The organism is Maribacter hydrothermalis, from assembly GCF_001913155.1.
Lineage (GTDB): Bacteria > Bacteroidota > Bacteroidia > Flavobacteriales > Flavobacteriaceae > Maribacter > Maribacter hydrothermalis.
Window position 1 is genome coordinate 1,302,403 of the sequence record NZ_CP018760.1, and the last position, 17,490, is coordinate 1,319,892.

Genomic DNA, 17,490 nt, shown 5'->3' on the forward strand with positions numbered 1-17,490 from the left:
ATATGTTATGTTACCGTTTGAAAAACTATTACATGAAATTTATCTACATCAAAAGAAAAAGCACCACGAAAGAACTATATAGAACACGCACCGGACTTATGAAGGCAAAGGTTACAAATATCACAAAGTATTTTATAGGCATACCGATAAAAACAATACACACATACAAACAAATTTATCAAGGGCGTAAAAATAATGCCATTGAAAAAATGCTATTTATTTAATGATTTTATCAAACATACATTATCCAATAATTTAAATTGAATTCATGAAAATACTAGTAATAGGAGCCGGCAACATGGGATTGACTTATGCTGAAGGCATGTCCAAATCAAAATTACTTAAGAAAAGAAACATAATGGTACTCGATACTTCAGAGGAAAAACTGGAAGAACTACACGAGAATCCGCAGTTTGATGCTTTTGATGATTTAAAGAAATGTGCCCCAGAGGCAGATATCATTTTTATAGCGGTAAAACCGTATCATGCAGAGAGTGTATTTTTAAAGTTGAATCCGCTAGTAAAACCTGGACAAATTGTTATTTCGATTATGGCAGGGGTAACTATGGAAACGATTAAAAATCTTACGGGTCTTACAAAAATTGTGCGTGCCATGCCAAATCTACCGGCGCAGATCGGTAAAGGATTAACTTCTTTTGTCGCATCTAAAGACGTTACAAGAATTGAACTTTTAACCATAGAAAGTCTTTTGGACACGACAGGAAAATCTGTGCTGGTTAGTGACGAGAATTTTATTGATGCTTCAACAGGAATTTCTGGTAGTGGCCCTGCATATGTTTTCTATTTCATGCAAAGCATGATGGAGGCAGCCTTAAAAATGGGCTTCACCCCTAAAGTTTCAAAAGTATTGGTAGCCCAGACATTTACGGGTGCAATAGAACTTTTTAACCAAAACGAACTTTCCCCAAATTCTTGGATGGATAAAGTTGCCAGTAAAGGCGGCACCACACGTGCAGCGTTAGATTCTATGGAAAACAATAATGTAGGAGAATTAATTAAAGAAGCCGCGTTCGCAGCATTTGAACGTGCAGTTGAACTTGGAAAAGAAAAAGTACATGTATAAACAGAAAATAGTAATAAAGGTAGGCACCAACGTTATGACCAATAAGGACAATCGTATAGTGAGACCGGTATTACGAAATTTGGTACAACAGATTGCAGAATTATATGAACAAGATATTTTAACCGTACTGGTTTCTTCGGGCTCTGTAATTGCAGGTCGTGAGGTGTTGGGTGCATCAAGTATTGAAAACGACACCCAGCGCAGGCAGGTTTATTCTGCCATTGGGCAACCTCGTATGATGCGATTATACTATAATATTTTTCATGATTATGGTATGAAATGCGCACAGGTACTGCCCACAAAACGAGATTTTACTCCCGGTGTACATAGACAGAATATGATTAATTGCGTTGAAGGGTTATTGTCCGAAGGGGTAATACCCATCGCAAATGAAGATGATGCCGTTTCGGTTACCATGAGCATGTTTTCAGATAATGATGAGCTTGCCAGCTTAATTGCTCAGCTTATCGATGCCGACAAGCTGATTATCTTAACAGATATCGACGGACTTTATACGGGGCACCCAAACGCAGAAAGTAGTGATCTTATAACACATGTAAATCCCGAAGAAAATCTAGATAAGTTTATTCAGGACAATAATAAAAAAGCTGGCGAAGGCCGTGGTGGCATGGGTTCTAAATTGGATTACGCCCAACAGGCAGCCGCCAAAAACATCCCAACTTATATTGCAAACGGTAAAAAAGACCGTACCATTATTGATATTATAGAAGGAAAAAATGTGGGTACAAAAGTAACCCTAGAAGAAAAAGCAGAAGCATAATGAAGATAATTTCAACAGAAGTAAAAAACAAGGTTTTAAATAGCATGATGCGACTTTTGGATGACAACCGAAGTAACATTCTCGATGCTAATAAAAAAGATTTAGATCTTTTCAAGAAAGATGACCAAGCAATGTATGATAGACTTATCGTGACAAACTCAAAAATTGATGGTATGATAGGATCTATTAAAGAAGTAATGTCTCAAGATGACCCTGTAGGCAAAATCATTTCTACCCAAAATTTGGAAAACGGATTGGATATCACCAACAAAACGGCTCCTTTTGGAACCATTATGATAATTTATGAGTCTCGCCCAGATGTAACCATCGAAGCTGCAGTACTTGCCTTTAAAGCAAATAACAAGATACTTTTAAAAGGCGGCAAAGAGGCATTGTACAGTAATACCATTCTCGTAGAACTTTGGCACAAGGCTCTTGAAGAAAACGGACTCCCTAAAGAGTACATACAGCAGTTGACCAAGAATAGGGAGGAAACGCAAGAGTTCTTGAGAAACCCTACAGAAAAACTTGATCTTATTGTTCCTAGAGGTGGTGAACGTTTAATCAATTTTGTAAAGGAACATGCCAAATGTGCGGTGCTTGTAAGTGGAAGAGGCAACAACTTCTTATTTGTTGATAAAGAGGCAGATTGGGAAAAAAGTGTGAAAGTTATCATGAATGCTAAAACCGAAAAAATATCTGCTTGTAATGCTTTGGATAAGATATTGATCAATGCCAATATTGAAAATTATGAGAAGAAATTGACAGATATTTATCAACTTTTAAGCGCAAAAGGGGTAGAAACTTTAGTTGATGCAGATGTTAATTCCGTTCTTACAAATGCACAACAAATTAAAGATGATGCTATTTGGAAAGAAGAATTTTTAGCCATGAAATGCTGCTTGGGATCTGTTGATTCACTAGATGAAGCAGTTGAAAAAATAAACGATAATTCCGGAGGGCATTCCGCTACAATTATGACATCGAATAAAGATACCGCCATGCAGTTCATGGAAGAGGTAGATTGTGCTGCAGTTTACCAAAATGCGTCAACGCGTTTTACCGATGGTGGGCAAATGGGTGTAGGTGCGGAACTAGCTATTAGTACTGATAAATTGCATCACCGAGGACCATTAGGGCTGAAGCAATTAGTGACTAACAAGTATTACATTTTTGGTGATGGTCAAATTCGCGAATAGCAAACGGAGTAACCATAATTGAAAATCGAAATTTATGTTCGAAATAATTGAAAACATAGGTGGGGCCTTAGTTTACCATGGTAACATGCATAAGCGTATCTATTTCTCTGAAAATGATAACGTTGATTTAGATAAACTGCTACTTAAAATGAAAGATCTTGCCAAAAAGAAACAGTATGAAAAAATTCTTGGCAAAGCATCTGAAAAGGGGGTAAACGTATTAAGATCAAAAGGTTTTACAGTAGAAGCCAAAATTCCGGGTCTTTATAACGGCACAATCGATGGTTATTTTCTAGCGGAATACACCAATGAAGAACGCCATTCAAATGATGAAAGAATAAGCAAGACTATAGCTACGGTCAAGACTATTGCAAAGGCTGCCAACAAGGCTAATTCCGATTCGCATTTTCAAATGCCAGATGAACTTACTATAAATAAACTTTCTACAGTAGATTTTGACACACTTGAAGATTTGCACAAAAAGGCATACAAATACCATCCGCACCAAATTAAAAATGCGGACTATTTTTCAAAGTTGAAAGATTTAAACCATCAGTATTACGGCCTTTTTCAAAATGGAGAATTGCTAGTATCGGCAATTCTTGCCGTAAATTCAAGAGAATACAATGTAGAGATTGTTGATTTTGTAACGCACCCAGATTATAGAGGTCAGAACCTTTCGTATTTCTTAGTGCAAGACATTAAAAAAAGAATGGATAAACTAGGATGCAAAACCATTTATACCATGGTAAGATCAACGTCTTACGGACTCAATATTACCTTTAGTAAACATGGGTTTATACTAGCCGGCACCTTAACTAATAATTGTATGGTTAGAGATTCTATGGAAAGTATGAATGTTTGGTATTTTAAAAACGATCAATCATAAATTACTCCAATTTAGGTGATATACTGAATAGCTACCGATTCTCAAAATTTTGAAAAGTGTTGATTCTTATATGGTTACCCACATGAGGTTAACACTTTTTATTTATTGTCTCATTTTATGACAATAATTCTTTGATTAGATAAATTTTTATGCTTTATTTGAAAAACGCATTTAAATTTCACCTCTCTAATCCATGAAAGGCCCTGATAATAAGAACTTCATTCCTAACCTTTCTTTTGATTGTGTCATTTTTGGATTCAATGGAAAATTGCTTAAAATACTTATTTTAGAATACCACAATACAGGACTATTTGCCCTACCTGGTGGCTTTATTGAAGTAGGTCAAAGTTTAGAAGAGGCAGTAAAAAAAGGAGTAGAAGAAAGAACAGGTTTAAAAAATGTATTTCTTGATCAATTTCAAGTATTTGGAAACTTAGAACGTTCTGACCCTGAAGCAATGCGCCGCATTTTGAAAGGCAATAATAAAAATTTAAATGAAAATAATTGGATGCTGGACCGTTTTATTACAGTAGGGCATTATGCCTTAATCAACTACGAAAAAGTAACTCCTAAACCAGACCATTTATCTGATAGTATTGGTTGGTATGCCATTGATGAATTACCTAGATTAATGATGGATCATAATGAAATTGCCAATAAGGCGCTACAAGTTCTTCGAAATAATTTGAGTGAAAAATTAATTGGTATGAACCTGCTTCCTCAAAAATTTACTATGAAAGAACTACAATCGGTATTCGAAGCAGTACTTGACCAGAACCTTAGACGCACCACTTTTCAACGAAAAATGCTATCATTAGATATATTAGAACGACACGAAAAACTATTTCAAGGTAAAGCCCATAAAGCTCCATACCTGTATAGTTTTAAATAAACAGTATACATTCAACATAACCCTTAAAACAACAACTATAATGAAAAAATCATCATTGAACAACATTCTAAAATGCCTCGTAATTACCCTATTTTTGGGTAGTACCCTTACTTCGTACGCACAAAAAAAATTAGGAGGCCTTGCCTTGTATACGGTAAGAGACGATATGGGCACTAACGCCAAAGCCACATTACAAGCGGTTTCTGATGCTGGTTATAAAAATATTGAGGCTGCTGGTTATGCTGATGGAAAATTCTATGGAATGACACCTAATGATTTTAAGGATTTACTAAAATCTTTAAAGCTTAAACCTATAAGCACACACCAAGGGTCGGTGACATTAGAAAATGCCGACCAAATGATGGCCGATGTTAAAGCTGCAGGTTTCAAATATTTTGTAATACCTGTACCGCCAATGGGCATGTTTACTTTTAACCAAGAAAACAGAACTATGGGCATGACAGGTTCAATAGAAGATTTGGCTAAAATATTAACCACATTAGGAGAAAAAGCAAATAATGCCGGTTTAAAATTATTGTACCATAACCATGATTTTGAATTTAAAAAGAACGCTGATGGCATTGTTCCTATTGACTATCTTTTAGAAAATGTTGATCCTAAATTATTAAATTTTCAAATGGATTTATATTGGGTAACCAAAGCAGAAGCGAACCCAATTGCATATTTCAACAAATACCCAGGGCGTTTTAAAATTTGGCATGTTAAAGATATGGATGACCAAGGTAGATTTGCCCCAGTTGGGAAGGGAAACATCAATTTCAAAAATATCCTGGACAACAAAGAGCTATCCGGTATGAAATATTATATGGTTGAACAGGATATGACTTTCGACGGATTAAAACCATTAGAAGCTATTAAAATTAGTCATGACGGATTAGAAGAAATTGGTTTTAAATAGACTTCCAAACTTCAAATTATAATTATGAAAAATTTTATTTCATTAATGGCCTTAATGGTCGTAATAATACTTAATACAAACGTTTCTGCACAAGATGTAGTGCTCACCGGTACGCAAGTTCCAGCTACGAATACCGAATTTGGACAAATACGTGGATATATTCACAATAACATTACCACTTACAAAGGAATTCCGTACGCACAAGCAAAACGTTTTGAAACTGCTCAGAGTCCTACAAAATGGGAAGGTGTAAAAAGTACCACCATGTATGGGCCGGTTGCCCCCTTAGTTAACCCTACTATTTCAATACAAGATGAATCTGAATTTGTTTTTGACCATGACTGGGGGTTCCCAAATGAAGATTGCCTGAGTTTAAATGTATGGACACCAGAAGCATCGACCGCAAAAAAGAGACCTGTATTATTTTGGATTCATGGTGGCGGATTCACTACTGGTTCTAGTCATGAACTTCCTTCTTACGACGGTGAAAATCTTGCTAAAAAAGGTGATGTGGTAGTTGTATCAATTAATCACCGACTAAATGTTTTAGGATTCTTAGATTTATCAGCTTACGGCGAGAAATACAAGCATTCTGCAAACAACAGTATTTTAGATATGGTAAAGGCGCTAGAATGGGTTAAAAACAATATAGAAAATTTTGGCGGCGACCCAAATAATGTGACCATTTTTGGTCAATCGGGTGGTGGTGCAAAAGTTACCACGCTAATGTCAATGCCTAAAGCCAAAGGTTTGTTTCATAAAGCTATTAACCAAAGTGGTTCCTTTAGAACAGCTATGTTAGAAAAAGAAGATACACAAGCTATTGCATCAGAAACGTTGAACATTTTGGGTTTAAATGATACCAATGTAGATGAAATTCAAAATATTCCTTTTGAAAAATTGGCGGAAGCAAGTAGTAAAGCTTTAGCTGTTGTTGCCGAAAAAATGAAAGCGGCCGGCAAACCTGTTATAGGTTTTGGACTTAATTGGGGACCAAGTAGAGATGGTATTGACCTGCCTTATCAATTAAGCTCACCACAAGCATTGGCCTTATCAAAAGATATCCCGTTAATGTTGGGTACCGCAAAGAACGAATTTGCCCCTTTTGCCAATATGCGATTTATAGGAGCATCAGAAGAAACCATAATGAAGCATATTCAAGATACTTATAAGGATAAAGCAGACGACTACGTTAATGCCGTAAAAAAAGCGTATCCCAACGATACAGATCCAAAAGATTTGCTTGATGTAGACACCATGTTTAGACCTGGTGCAGTAATGCAAGCGAATGAAAAATCAGCACTGGCTGGTGGCGCACCTGTATTTATGTACCTCTTTACATGGCAATCTCCTGTTTTTGATGGTAAATATAAAGCCCTACATTGTATGGAACTGCCTTTTGTATTTGACAATATTAATCTTGCAAATCATATGACGGGTGGTGGAAAAGAAGCTCATGATCTTGCTGAAAAAATGAGTGGTGCTTGGTTGAATTTTGCTAAAACAGGAAATCCAAATTATAAAAATCTTCCTGAGTGGCCTTCCTATACTTGTAAAAATACCGCGACTATGCATTTCAATAATAAATGTGAAGTTAAACCACAATTAGATAAAGAGCTTTTTGAATTAGTTAGTCAGGCCCCTGATTAACAAAAAAGGAAAATACATATAACAAAAGCTTATAAATAATAATTACCAAACAACGAAGATTGCCCCATTAAGATTTTTCTTTTTGGGGTTTTCTTTTTTAAGTACTTTCTCAATAAACCTTTCACCACAAAAACTGTCTTAATCACTTGAAAAAAACATCTGTTTTTTTACATGAACACCAAATTTTAAAAAGTAAGGAATGAAAATGACTACCGGTTTACGTATGAGAATTATTCATCGTTATTTAGGCTTCTTTTTAGCTGGCATAATGGCAATGTATTCTATAAGCGGCATTTTAATGATTTTTAGAGATACCGATTTTTTAAAGAATGAAAAAATTACAGAAAAACAACTTAATCCCAATTTGGAATCTGGTGAACTAAGCGGTGCTTTACGTATAAAAGGTGGTGTAAAACCAGATAGAACAGAAGGTGATATCATCTATTTTCAACAAGGGGAATATAATTCTTTAACCGGAATGGCAAAAGTAAAGAAAATGGAACTCCCTATTATTTTAAGCAAAATGGAGCATCTGCACAAAGCTACTACAGATAGCCCTGTTTATTGGTTGAATATATTTTTTGGACTCTCATTACTCTTTTTTGTGGTATCTTCATTCTGGATGTTTATGCCACAAACTTCCGTTTTTAAAAAAGGCCTTTATTTTACATTAGGCGGTATGATATTGACTATTATTCTATTGTTCGTATAAAAATACAAGTTTCATAAATTTTAATTGCTTGAAAATATTTTTTTAAGTCGTTTTAGTATTTATCTTATTGATACATAGAAATTATTTACGGAATTTATCCTTTTCATTATTTAGGAATATACAACCACACCAAACTTTCTAATAACAAAAAAACAATTCTAATCTATATTTAAAAATGATTAAAAAAGTAACGAATTCTTATCTACATTGCAGTCTCAAAACATGCATATTACGTAAATACATTTCGTTAATAATTTAAAAAATAACTGACGCTCAATTACTTCGTTATGAATAAAATAATTACTGTATTAGTACTTATGGTTTTTACATTTTCATGTAAAGAAAAAACAACTAACAATCTAGAAGAAAACATTGTTCAAGAAAGCAAACCAGCAACAACGATGGTTAATGTTTCAAAATTTGAAGATATTAATGGATGTAGTGAACATACAATTTTATATACCGCATTACCACATTTAGACAACTATAAAGGCACTGACTTTGGAGAATTAAATTGCATTGCTACCACAGAACCAAATCCGTTTTCTATAATGTTAAATGCGCATTATTACGGAGATGATTTTTCAGAATTAGATGCCTTCCTGTTTGAAGTTACAGAGGAAAGTGCAAATACAGAATTAAATATGATCAACTTAGCTAATACCGCATATACAACGCTAAGTACATTTCCCGGTACCAATATTTTTAAGAGCAGCTTGTCTCAATTTAATAATCCAACTATTACTATAACAGCGGCTACCGAAACAAATAATTTAACCTTCGCCACCTATACCGCAAATTATAAGGAAATATATTCTATTAAAATATCAGTAAAAATTCCTGGAACGGCCAGCCTTGAAACTATTGAGGATTATTTAAATGAATATTTAGATGCTATTCATAAACCAGCATTGTTATGAAAAATAGTCTCGTTTTTATTTTAGTATTGTGGGTTTTTATTTCTTGTAAAGAAAATAACACAGAAAAAATAACCGAAGTAGTTATACAAGAGACACAGCATGAAACTACTAAATTTCCTACTACGGTAAATACATGTGACAAAACAAAATATCTATTAGATGCCTTACCCCATGTAGACAAAGTTGCAGATTATAATTTTGAAAAAGTTGGATGCTTTGCATATACAATTGTTGCCAAATACAAACATAAATCCGAAAACTATGATTTTAAAGTTATTATTTATGATGAAAAGGCAGATAAAAAACCCATGAGAAATATTGATACATTTCTTTATGAACTGACAAAAAAACAAGAGGTAAACGGTAATAGAATTAGTGATTTAAACATATTTGATAATGCAGTTATGACTATTAAAAAAAGTAAAGAATTTTATAATATCACGTATCTCGCTACCTACAAAGAAAATTATTCTATTGCCATAACAATACAATCAGCCGAGTTAACCAACAAAAAAGAAATAGATAATTTTTTAGCTCCTTATTTAACCTTGTTTAAAAAAGGGGTTTTAAACTAAAAAATCTACTTAACAAAAGTTTCAAATAAAACTACGTTTGGCATCCTATTATTACGTTTAATATGTTAAATGAGTCTTGCGGTGGCAAACACTCAATTAACAAAGCCCCTCCCATAGCTCCTCCCAGGAGAGGAACATCTTGTGACAATCAGTATACTTTTTGTGCAAAGCAAATGAAGTAGCTCTTTTAAAAACAAAAATCCATAAGCCCAACAAACCCATAACTAAAAACAAATGATTTCTTTTAGTCTAGAGACTCAAAAATTTATCTAGTATAAATTTCTCATAGAAAACTTCAACCCCTTTAAAATTGACTTATTTCCCATAACTCAATTCATAAAATTTATACATTTGGCTAGTACTCAACTTAATGATAGTACACTTATTGCTGCTCTACTACTTTCAACAGAATATAGAGTACAATTAAAATAATTGATATATAAAATGAAAAATACGTTTACCACTGCGCATATAGTAAAGTTCATATTTTTAAATACCTTTGTATTGTATTCCATTTTTTCGAGTGCTCAATTCAATAACAATAATTACAATTATTTTCCTCAAGCTTTCTTTGATAAAAACGACACTTCATCTAAGTTAGAAGAAGGAAAATCTACCATAAAAGGAGTTGCATTTACAAGAAGTGGAAATGATGCCGGTGTTAAAATTGTAAAGCATTATGGGAACAATACAATTGTTATGCTTTTCCCTGTTACGGACTACCTAATAGAATGGCAAAAATTAGTTACTAAAACTGGGACTAAACCAAACACTAATGTAGTAATGGACAAAGAAGCATTTCAATATAGAATAGAAACGCTAACCGACGAATACGGGAATTTCACTTTTACTAATATTAAGCCAGGCAAATATTTTCTACAATGCGATATTGATTTTGTAGGTGTGGCTTCGGATTATGCCAGAACAGGAACTATCTACTACGGTTTAATAGCATCTAGCCCTATTTACGAGAAGTATTTCTATAACTATAATGGCAGAAGTAGAGAAACATTAATGGTTGAAATAGAAACCGATGGTCAACTTAAACAGGTTAAACTAAAACCCAATGTTTTTCAGAGTTATAAAAATATAGGCAGCCAATTTGCAGCTACTCAAAACTGCTACCTAAAAAACAATCTGCAAAACGGAAAATGTAATGAGTATAATGAAAATGGCACGCTACATGTTGTTGCCGAATGGAAAGACGGCTTGCAAGATGGCGAAACTATCTTTTACCACCCAAACGGGAATATCCAATCTCAAGGAAATTTCAAAAAAGGGTTTACAACCGGAATTTGGAAATATTTTTGGGAAAATGGAACGTTGAGCGAGGAGTTAAATTATTTCTATAAAAATGATATCAGCTTTTTAGAAGGACCTGCCAAGTACTACCATCCAAACGGAATTTTACAAGCTGAGGGTAATTATACTCATAAATTTAAAAATGGTCTTTGGACATACTACAATTAAAATGGGAGAAAATCTTCTGAAGAAACCTATGTTTATAAAAATGACAATAGCTATTTAGAAGGTATGGTAAAAATTTACTACCCAAGTGGTAAAATACAAGAAACAGATGAGTATATAAACGGTAAGGGAAATGGAGAAATAATCACCTATTATGAAAGCGGTGTCATGAATATGAAAGCCATTTTTAAAGACGGCCTAAAAAACGGTCCTGTTATATACTTTAACGAAAATGGAGAAGTAATTAAGAGAGAAAATTATGTGGCGGGTGAACTCATAAATTAACCCACATGCTAGTAAATACCCACCCCTATTCCCTCCCTGAAGGGGAATAGATAGTGTATTTGATTATACTTTTGGATAAAACATAAGACGTAGCTCTTATAAAAACGAAAGGATTAGGATATACTTTTTCAATATTTTAAAGACATAACAATTTAGCTAATTACAAACCTACTACCTTTAAGTGGAATACATCAATCAAAAAATCATCATGAAAAAAATTATCTTAATCACCTTCCTTCTATTCACCCCTATAACCCCACTTCTTGCGCAACAAGATAAATTTATAACCGATTTTATAGAACGACTAGAAAACTCCCGCAAGTACTTAAACCTAGTTGCTGAAATGATGCCAGAAGAGCATTATAATTATAAAGTAACGGAGGAGTCTTTAAGCTTTTCCGAGAATTTAATGCATATTGGTTTTGCACTAGATTGGCATAGCCAATCGCTCTTGGGAGATCGTGAACCAAGGGTGTACCAAACAGACACCGTTTTTAAATCTGCGGATAAAACTAAGGTTGAAATGATGGCACGTATAAACCAAACTTTTATTGAGGCTATTGCTTTAATGGAGCAATTTAATGCTGATAATTTAGATGATGAGTTGGATTATTTTGGGATTAACCGTTCTAAACGGCAAATATTCATGCTACTGGCAGACCATATTACGCACCATAGAGGGCAAATGTTAGTTTCCATGCGCCTAAAAGGAATTACCCCACCGCGGTATGTATTATATCAATAAGTAACGTAGATTAAAACTATTCTTGCTTTTTCTTGTCGTTTTTCATTAAACTGTATACAACAAGTACTAGCCCAAGACATACTACCCCGAAAATAGCTATTAAAATTACGCCGTAGCTCCAGTTAACTAGTGGTAACACATTTGAAATCATAGGTGGGTGATTTTTAGTTCATCAAAAATATAGCGTAGCCTCTTTTCTACATATGACATTTGTCAGGAAATTAAAAATTGCCGAACCATGTACTTTCATTTCATTTGATTAGGGTTAAACATTGTGGACTTGGTATGTGTTCTGTATTTTTATAGTTGAATTTTTGAATGTATATAACATGGTAGATAAAATTAAATGTCCTAATTGTGCTCATGAATTTGATGTAGAGGAAGCGCTTTCTGGTAAAATGCAAGCGCATTTTAAGGCAGAATATGAACGTAAAGTAGCGGAACAGGCAGAAATATTCAATAAGGAGCGCGATAAGTTGGCACTAGAAGTTGAGGAATTTGAGAAGAAAAAAGAGAAGGAAAACGAGCTTTTTAAAGAAAAGCTTGCCCAACGCATTGCCAAAGAATCTGAAAAAATACAAAAGCAAACGAACGAAATTTTTGAGCAGCAATTAAAATCGTTGCAGCAAGAAAATGAAAAAAAGAAAGAAGAAAACCGTGCTTTACGCTCACAAGAAATTGACCTGCTTAAAAGAGAAAATGAACTTAAAGAAAAGGCAGAAGACCTTAAATTGAATGTTCAGAAAGAATTGCTTGAAAAACAAACCGAAATAGAAGAAAAAGCTAAAGCCAAGGAGCGCGAATCTATGGCGTTGAAAGAGAAAGAATACCAAAAGCAATTAGACGACCAAAAAAAGCTTATCGATGAAATGAAACGCAAGGCCGAGCAAGGTTCTATGCAAATGCAAGGAGAGGTGCAGGAATTGGCTTTAGAGGAGCTTTTAAGAAGCACCTACCCTTTTGATGATATTGATGAAGTAGGCAAGGGTGTACGTGGCGCAGATTGCATACAAACAGTTATAAACTCATTACAACAGACCTGTGGTTCTATTGTGTACGAGAGTAAACGTACCAAAAGCTTTAGTAACGACTGGATTAATAAACTAAAACAAGATCAAATTAATTGCAAAGCTGATATTGCTGTGATCGTTACCGAAACTTTTCCTCCAGATATGGAACGGTTTGGTGAAAAAAATGGGGTTTGGATCTGCGGATTTAATGAAGTAAAAAGCGTCTCTTTAGTTTTGCGCGAGTTATTACTAAAAACACATTCTATAAAATCACAGGACGAGAACAAAGGCGATAAAATGGAACTGCTATACTCCTACTTAACCAGCAACGAGTTTGTTCAGAATATTAATAGAATTATAGAAAATTACGATTCTATGATTCAGCAATTAAACTACGAGAAAAAAGCAGCCTTCAAAAATTTCGCCGTCCGCGAGAAGCAAATATGGGGTGTTCAAGAAAATATAAATGTGCTTTTTGGTTCAATTAAAGGTATTGCCGGTAATGCACTGTCTACATCAACTATTTTAGAGTTACCAGATTCTAGTATTGACGAATAGAGCATCAGTTAGTTTGTGGAATAGTTTATTAGTGAATAGGCGGTCATGAACTGTTCGCCTCTGGCTATGTTAAGTTTATTAAGGATGCAACGAGTTTTACTTTTCACTTATGCTTAATGAGCTCTTAAAGTATGCTGTAATTAATTTAAATAAGAATTTTAAAAACAACATTGCTATGAAACAGCGCTTTTTTTTTATAGTATTTCTTCTATGCATGTCCGTACAATCATGTAAGCAAGACAAGAAAATTACTAATGTGGAACTGTTTACGGTATGGTCCAACTTTCTAAATACTTTAGAAAAGAATGACAAGGTCGCTTTTAAAAAGGCATCAGGCAAAACCATACGCTGTTATGATTGTTTAGAAAATACACCATCTGAAGTACAAAAAATGATTCTTCTTAGAGATACCGATTCTCTTTGGTACGATAAAATTTATGATGACCTCATTTATATACCAGTAGATAGTTTTATACTAAAAGATTTTGATTTGCTTTTTAACCCGCAGTTTGTACAACTATTACGAGATAACGAAACTACATTTATCGATGATAATGAAAACAATGTACGAACAGTCCATTTTCTTGTTACCACGACCCCACCTACCTTAAATTTTGAAGGTGGCCAACATAGTTTCTCCTTTGTAAAAAAAGCTGACGGGCAATGGACACTAAATGAAATAAGTACCATACCGTAACACTTAAACCTATTAAGACCCCATCCAGTTTTTAAACTCTGTTGCTTTTGCTTTACTTACAACAATGCGCTCCTTAGCAACTGGGTTTACGCTTACAATTAGTTTACCGTTAAAGTAGTATTTTAAATTTACGATGGCTTCTCTATTTACAATACATTGCCTATTAGCTCTAAAGAAAATAGTTGGATCTAGACTTTCTTCGATGTCCTCTAATTTACCTTCTACAGTATAGGTTTGGTTATGTTTACTGACCGCTTTTATCTGCCCAACGTCTATTAAAAAATAGGCAATATCATTCGTTTTTAAAGGAATTAGCTCATCTCGTAGGTTCACTAAGAATGTATTTTTATAGCTTTTTTTTTCGGTTTTACCGTGTATTAAATTTAATAGCCCTTTTAATTGGCCATCGTCCATGCCTTGTGTCTTTTCTTTTACCTGTACAGTAAATTGGGTTAAAGCATCTGTCAGTTCATCTTCGTCTATAGGTTTTAACAAATAATCTATACTATTCACCTTAAAAGCTTTTAGTGCATATTGATCATAGGCGGTTGTAAAAACCACAGGAATATCAATCTTAACTTGTTCAAAAATCTCAAAAGAGATTCCGTCTGCTAAGTGAATATCCATTAAAACCAGTTCTGCCTTATTTGAGTTTGAAAAATAGTTAACAGCAGCTTTTACGGTATCGAAAACTTCCAATACTTCAATATCAGAATTTATGCGATTCAATAAATATTCTAGATGTTCACTTGCAGCAAGCTCATCTTCTACAATAACAATTTTCATTCTATTTTTCTTAATGGAAGTTCTACTTGAAAGATACCATTTTCGGAACGTACCAGTACTGTTTGGTGCTGCAAGAGTAGATATCTTTTTCTTAAATTTAATAATCCTGTACCTGTACCTACTGCCATAGTTGTTCTTGGGCGTAATGGGTTTTCTATAAAAATAGAATTTTCTCGAGAGTACACACGTACCAATAATGGATTAGATTCGGAAATTTCATTATGCTTTACAGCATTCTCTACCAATAATTGTAGCGCCAATGGCGGAATTTTCCTTCCCAATAACCCCTCTGCAATAGCAACCTCTATCTCGAACCGTTCTCGATACCTTGTTTTCATAAGATATGTATAGCTTTCTAAAAATTTAAGCTCTTCGCGTATACTTACTAAATCGATATCGCCACTCTGTAAAATATAGCGATACATATATGATAGCTTTTTTACAAATTGTGTAGCAGGCTCATTATCGCGTATAAGTGATGTTAATGAATTAAGAGAATTGAATAAAAAATGAGGGTCTATCTGGTTCTTAAGCGCCGTAAGCTCTTTCTGTAGATTCTGATGTTTTAAATGCTCATTCTCTATATCGGTTACACGTTGGTTTACTTGTAATCGTAAAATTCTAGCTATAAAATATAAAACAATGAGCAGGGTAACATAGCCAAATGTTAAAAAGCCCCTGTCCTCATCCGACAACGGATTTCCAATAATTAAAGGGTGTAATGCCTTCCATAAATACAAAGTAGCGAAGAGCATAACTAGATCAAATAGAATAATAACTATGGTCGCGTAAGTACCTCTAAGATTAAATTTTATATAGACAACATTGGCATTGATTTCTAAAATTGCCCAAGAGAAAAAAACCATAAACACCATGCGGTACAGAAAATCGAGCACCCAAACATTCTCAAATTGCTCATTACCAGAGCTGATCATGTTATACACATGAATATTTCTGGGTAGGGAAACCAAAACAGCCAATAACAAGGCTATTTTAATAATTTGTGGTTTTTTTACTATTGGTAAAATCATCATAGGTTTAAAACGGGCATTTTTCAAATTTACATCAATTTTATCGCTGATGTTAAAGGTAGTTTCTAAAAACAGAAAAAGGCTTTCAAAATAGAATTGAAAGCCTTAATTAACCAACCTTAACTAACTAACTAACTAATTTAAATCTATGCTTTATAAGGATTGAAGCCTTTAGGTAAATATTCGTTAACATCGAAACCTAATTCTACTTCTTCCTCAATCTCTATAACATTGATATCTGCAACATTAATTTGAAAACCTTTATATGCATCAAAACCATATGGTAAGTATTCAGCTGTATCAATACCTAAATCTACATCTTCCTCAATTTCAATTACATTGATATCTGTTGAAGGGTTTAAAGTGATAACAGTGGCTTGATCTTTTAAAGTATCTTCGAACGGATTGTTTACTTCATTGAATAAAGAAGCATTGGCAACTTTCATTTCTTTTCTATGTTTTTGTTCTACCGTAAATGAAATAAGAATTCCTGCTACTAGTACTAGACCAAAAATTAATTTTATTTTTCTCATGTCTTTATATTTTATGAATTATGATATTTTTATTTCTGACACAAATATACTACTCAACAGAGCCGCGTACGGCAGCTTTATAACCGAACCGTCTTAAATGAAAGGTGAAACGTATAAAATGAGAACTGAATTTTTAGCCACTTATAAAATCTTAGCTTACATCTTGAAAATCAAGGGACCATAAATCAAAAATGTTTAGTTTTAATAAACCAATTAGAAATCTAAAACTTGTAACATTATGTGGAAAAAGATAGGAATTGTCCTTTTTGTTCTCTTACTTATTATTCAATTTATACGACCAGAAAAGAATAATTCGGGAGATGACACCTTTGCTATAACTACTAAATACAGCATACCTAAAGATGTGCAGCATATATTACAAGTATCTTGTTATGACTGCCATAGTAATATTACTGAATACCCATGGTATTCCAATGTACAACCTGCTGCTTGGTTTTTAGCCGAACATGTAAACGACGGTAAAAAACATTTGAATTTTTCTAACTTTACAAAATTACCGCTCTTTGTACAAAATCATAAATTAGAAGAAACTATAGAAATGGTGGAGGAAAAAGAAATGCCCCTACCTTCTTATACTTATTTAGGTCTTCATCCAGAAGCAGACTTGACCAATATTCAACGGCAAAAAATTATTGATTGGGCAAATGAGCAAATGAATTACCTAAAACAAACCTACCCGGCAGATAGTTTGGTATTCCCAAAAAGAAAGTAACCGTATAAAACAAGCCTACGACAA

At 33.9% G+C, this 17,490-nt stretch carries 18 protein-coding genes and 1 pseudogene; 16 read left to right on the top strand and 3 right to left on the bottom strand.

Annotation, left to right across the window (positions count from 1 at the left end):
• The first annotated feature begins 268 nt into the window (after positions 1-268).
• From proC to BTR34_RS05630, 15 genes and pseudogenes are all read left to right on the top strand, one after another.
• Positions 269-1,084, top strand: a complete 816-nt coding sequence (gene proC / locus BTR34_RS05560) for a pyrroline-5-carboxylate reductase (protein WP_068487257.1) — start codon at positions 269-271, stop codon at positions 1,082-1,084.
• On the top strand, positions 1,077-1,865 hold the full coding sequence (proB, locus tag BTR34_RS05565; RefSeq protein ID WP_068487259.1) for a glutamate 5-kinase: 789 nt from the start codon (positions 1,077-1,079) through the stop codon (positions 1,863-1,865). The genes proC and proB overlap by 8 nt, the downstream gene beginning before the upstream one ends.
• Positions 1,865-3,064, top strand: coding sequence for a glutamate-5-semialdehyde dehydrogenase (locus tag BTR34_RS05570; RefSeq protein WP_068487261.1), 1,200 nt, complete (start codon positions 1,865-1,867; stop codon positions 3,062-3,064). Before proB ends, BTR34_RS05570 begins: the two co-directional genes overlap by 1 nt.
• A 34-nt stretch (positions 3,065-3,098) precedes the next feature.
• Positions 3,099-3,953 carry a putative beta-lysine N-acetyltransferase gene (ablB, locus tag BTR34_RS05575; RefSeq protein ID WP_068487263.1) on the top strand — a complete coding sequence of 285 codons (855 nt, stop codon included), beginning with the start codon at positions 3,099-3,101 and terminating at the stop codon, positions 3,951-3,953.
• 193 nt (positions 3,954-4,146) lie between these two features.
• Positions 4,147-4,845 carry an NUDIX hydrolase gene (locus BTR34_RS05580; protein ID WP_068487264.1) on the top strand — a complete coding sequence of 233 codons (699 nt, stop codon included), beginning with the start codon at positions 4,147-4,149 and terminating at the stop codon, positions 4,843-4,845.
• Positions 4,846-4,885: 40 nt separating this feature from the next.
• Positions 4,886-5,764, top strand: coding sequence for a sugar phosphate isomerase/epimerase family protein (locus tag BTR34_RS05585; protein WP_068487267.1), 879 nt, complete (start codon positions 4,886-4,888; stop codon positions 5,762-5,764).
• A 24-nt stretch (positions 5,765-5,788) separates the two neighbouring features.
• Positions 5,789-7,414 carry a carboxylesterase/lipase family protein gene (locus BTR34_RS05590; RefSeq protein WP_068487269.1) on the top strand — a complete coding sequence of 542 codons (1,626 nt, stop codon included), beginning with the start codon at positions 5,789-5,791 and terminating at the stop codon, positions 7,412-7,414.
• Between the two features lie 199 nt (positions 7,415-7,613).
• Positions 7,614-8,126: a PepSY domain-containing protein gene (locus BTR34_RS05595; RefSeq protein WP_068487271.1), complete on the top strand. Its 513-nt coding sequence runs from the start codon at positions 7,614-7,616 to the stop codon at positions 8,124-8,126.
• Positions 8,127-8,413: 287 nt separating this feature from the next.
• A complete protein-coding gene (locus tag BTR34_RS05600; protein ID WP_068487273.1) occupies positions 8,414-9,046 on the top strand; it encodes a hypothetical protein in 633 nt (210 codons plus the stop codon).
• The gene (locus BTR34_RS05605; RefSeq protein WP_068487275.1) at positions 9,043-9,621 is read left to right on the top strand and encodes a hypothetical protein; all 579 of its coding nucleotides are present in this window, start codon (positions 9,043-9,045) and stop codon (positions 9,619-9,621) included. The genes BTR34_RS05600 and BTR34_RS05605 overlap by 4 nt, the downstream gene beginning before the upstream one ends.
• Positions 9,622-10,065: 444 nt before the next feature.
• On the top strand, positions 10,066-11,091 hold the full coding sequence (locus BTR34_RS05610) for a toxin-antitoxin system YwqK family antitoxin (RefSeq protein ID WP_068487277.1): 1,026 nt from the start codon (positions 10,066-10,068) through the stop codon (positions 11,089-11,091).
• Between the two features lie 60 nt (positions 11,092-11,151).
• Positions 11,152-11,373, top strand: a pseudogene (locus BTR34_RS18905) (toxin-antitoxin system YwqK family antitoxin); the annotation flags it as partial.
• 208 nt (positions 11,374-11,581) lie between these two features.
• Positions 11,582-12,118, top strand: coding sequence for a DinB family protein (locus tag BTR34_RS05620; protein ID WP_068487281.1), 537 nt, complete (start codon positions 11,582-11,584; stop codon positions 12,116-12,118).
• 329 nt (positions 12,119-12,447) lie between these two features.
• Positions 12,448-13,686, top strand: a complete 1,239-nt coding sequence (locus BTR34_RS05625) for a DUF2130 domain-containing protein (RefSeq protein WP_068487283.1) — start codon at positions 12,448-12,450, stop codon at positions 13,684-13,686.
• A gap of 175 nt (positions 13,687-13,861) precedes the next feature.
• Positions 13,862-14,383 carry a hypothetical protein gene (locus BTR34_RS05630; RefSeq protein WP_157483981.1) on the top strand — a complete coding sequence of 174 codons (522 nt, stop codon included), beginning with the start codon at positions 13,862-13,864 and terminating at the stop codon, positions 14,381-14,383.
• 12 nt (positions 14,384-14,395) lie between these two features.
• Here the strand turns inward: BTR34_RS05630 and BTR34_RS05635 are convergent, their stop codons facing one another.
• The 3 genes from BTR34_RS05635 to BTR34_RS05645 form a co-directional block, all read right to left on the bottom strand.
• The gene (locus tag BTR34_RS05635) at positions 14,396-15,169 is read right to left on the bottom strand and encodes a LytR/AlgR family response regulator transcription factor (protein ID WP_068487287.1); all 774 of its coding nucleotides are present in this window, start codon (positions 15,167-15,169) and stop codon (positions 14,396-14,398) included.
• Positions 15,166-16,203, bottom strand: a complete 1,038-nt coding sequence (locus BTR34_RS05640) for a sensor histidine kinase (RefSeq protein ID WP_082960238.1) — start codon at positions 16,201-16,203, stop codon at positions 15,166-15,168. The genes BTR34_RS05635 and BTR34_RS05640 overlap by 4 nt, the downstream gene beginning before the upstream one ends.
• Positions 16,204-16,346: 143 nt before the next feature.
• Complete coding sequence (locus tag BTR34_RS05645) at positions 16,347-16,733, bottom strand: hypothetical protein (RefSeq protein ID WP_068487291.1); 387 nt, start codon at positions 16,731-16,733, stop codon at positions 16,347-16,349.
• Positions 16,734-16,971: 238 nt separating this feature from the next.
• Between BTR34_RS05645 and BTR34_RS05650 the strand changes: the two genes are divergently transcribed.
• Positions 16,972-17,466, top strand: coding sequence for a heme-binding domain-containing protein (locus BTR34_RS05650; protein WP_068487293.1), 495 nt, complete (start codon positions 16,972-16,974; stop codon positions 17,464-17,466).
• Positions 17,467-17,490: the final 24 nt, after the last annotated feature.

Bases quoted from the DNA above. Each gene is read 5' to 3' on its own strand.
- proC (WP_068487257.1), top strand. From the start codon at position 269: ATGAAAATACTAGTAATAGGAGCCGGCAACATGGGATTGACTTATGCT.
- proB (WP_068487259.1), top strand. From the start codon at position 1,077: ATGTATAAACAGAAAATAGTAATAAAGGTAGGCACCAACGTTATGACC.
- BTR34_RS05570 (WP_068487261.1), top strand. From the start codon at position 1,865: ATGAAGATAATTTCAACAGAAGTAAAAAACAAGGTTTTAAATAGCATG.
- ablB (WP_068487263.1), top strand. From the start codon at position 3,099: ATGTTCGAAATAATTGAAAACATAGGTGGGGCCTTAGTTTACCATGGT.
- BTR34_RS05580 (WP_068487264.1), top strand. From the start codon at position 4,147: ATGAAAGGCCCTGATAATAAGAACTTCATTCCTAACCTTTCTTTTGAT.
- BTR34_RS05585 (WP_068487267.1), top strand. From the start codon at position 4,886: ATGAAAAAATCATCATTGAACAACATTCTAAAATGCCTCGTAATTACC.
- BTR34_RS05590 (WP_068487269.1), top strand. From the start codon at position 5,789: ATGAAAAATTTTATTTCATTAATGGCCTTAATGGTCGTAATAATACTT.
- BTR34_RS05595 (WP_068487271.1), top strand. From the start codon at position 7,614: ATGAAAATGACTACCGGTTTACGTATGAGAATTATTCATCGTTATTTA.
- BTR34_RS05600 (WP_068487273.1), top strand. From the start codon at position 8,414: ATGAATAAAATAATTACTGTATTAGTACTTATGGTTTTTACATTTTCA.
- BTR34_RS05605 (WP_068487275.1), top strand. From the start codon at position 9,043: ATGAAAAATAGTCTCGTTTTTATTTTAGTATTGTGGGTTTTTATTTCT.
- BTR34_RS05610 (WP_068487277.1), top strand. From the start codon at position 10,066: ATGAAAAATACGTTTACCACTGCGCATATAGTAAAGTTCATATTTTTA.
- BTR34_RS05620 (WP_068487281.1), top strand. From the start codon at position 11,582: ATGAAAAAAATTATCTTAATCACCTTCCTTCTATTCACCCCTATAACC.
- BTR34_RS05625 (WP_068487283.1), top strand. From the start codon at position 12,448: ATGGTAGATAAAATTAAATGTCCTAATTGTGCTCATGAATTTGATGTA.
- BTR34_RS05630 (WP_157483981.1), top strand. From the start codon at position 13,862: ATGAAACAGCGCTTTTTTTTTATAGTATTTCTTCTATGCATGTCCGTA.
- BTR34_RS05635 (WP_068487287.1), bottom strand. From the start codon at position 15,169: ATGAAAATTGTTATTGTAGAAGATGAGCTTGCTGCAAGTGAACATCTA.
- BTR34_RS05640 (WP_082960238.1), bottom strand. From the start codon at position 16,203: ATGATGATTTTACCAATAGTAAAAAAACCACAAATTATTAAAATAGCC.
- BTR34_RS05645 (WP_068487291.1), bottom strand. From the start codon at position 16,733: ATGAGAAAAATAAAATTAATTTTTGGTCTAGTACTAGTAGCAGGAATT.
- BTR34_RS05650 (WP_068487293.1), top strand. From the start codon at position 16,972: ATGTGGAAAAAGATAGGAATTGTCCTTTTTGTTCTCTTACTTATTATT.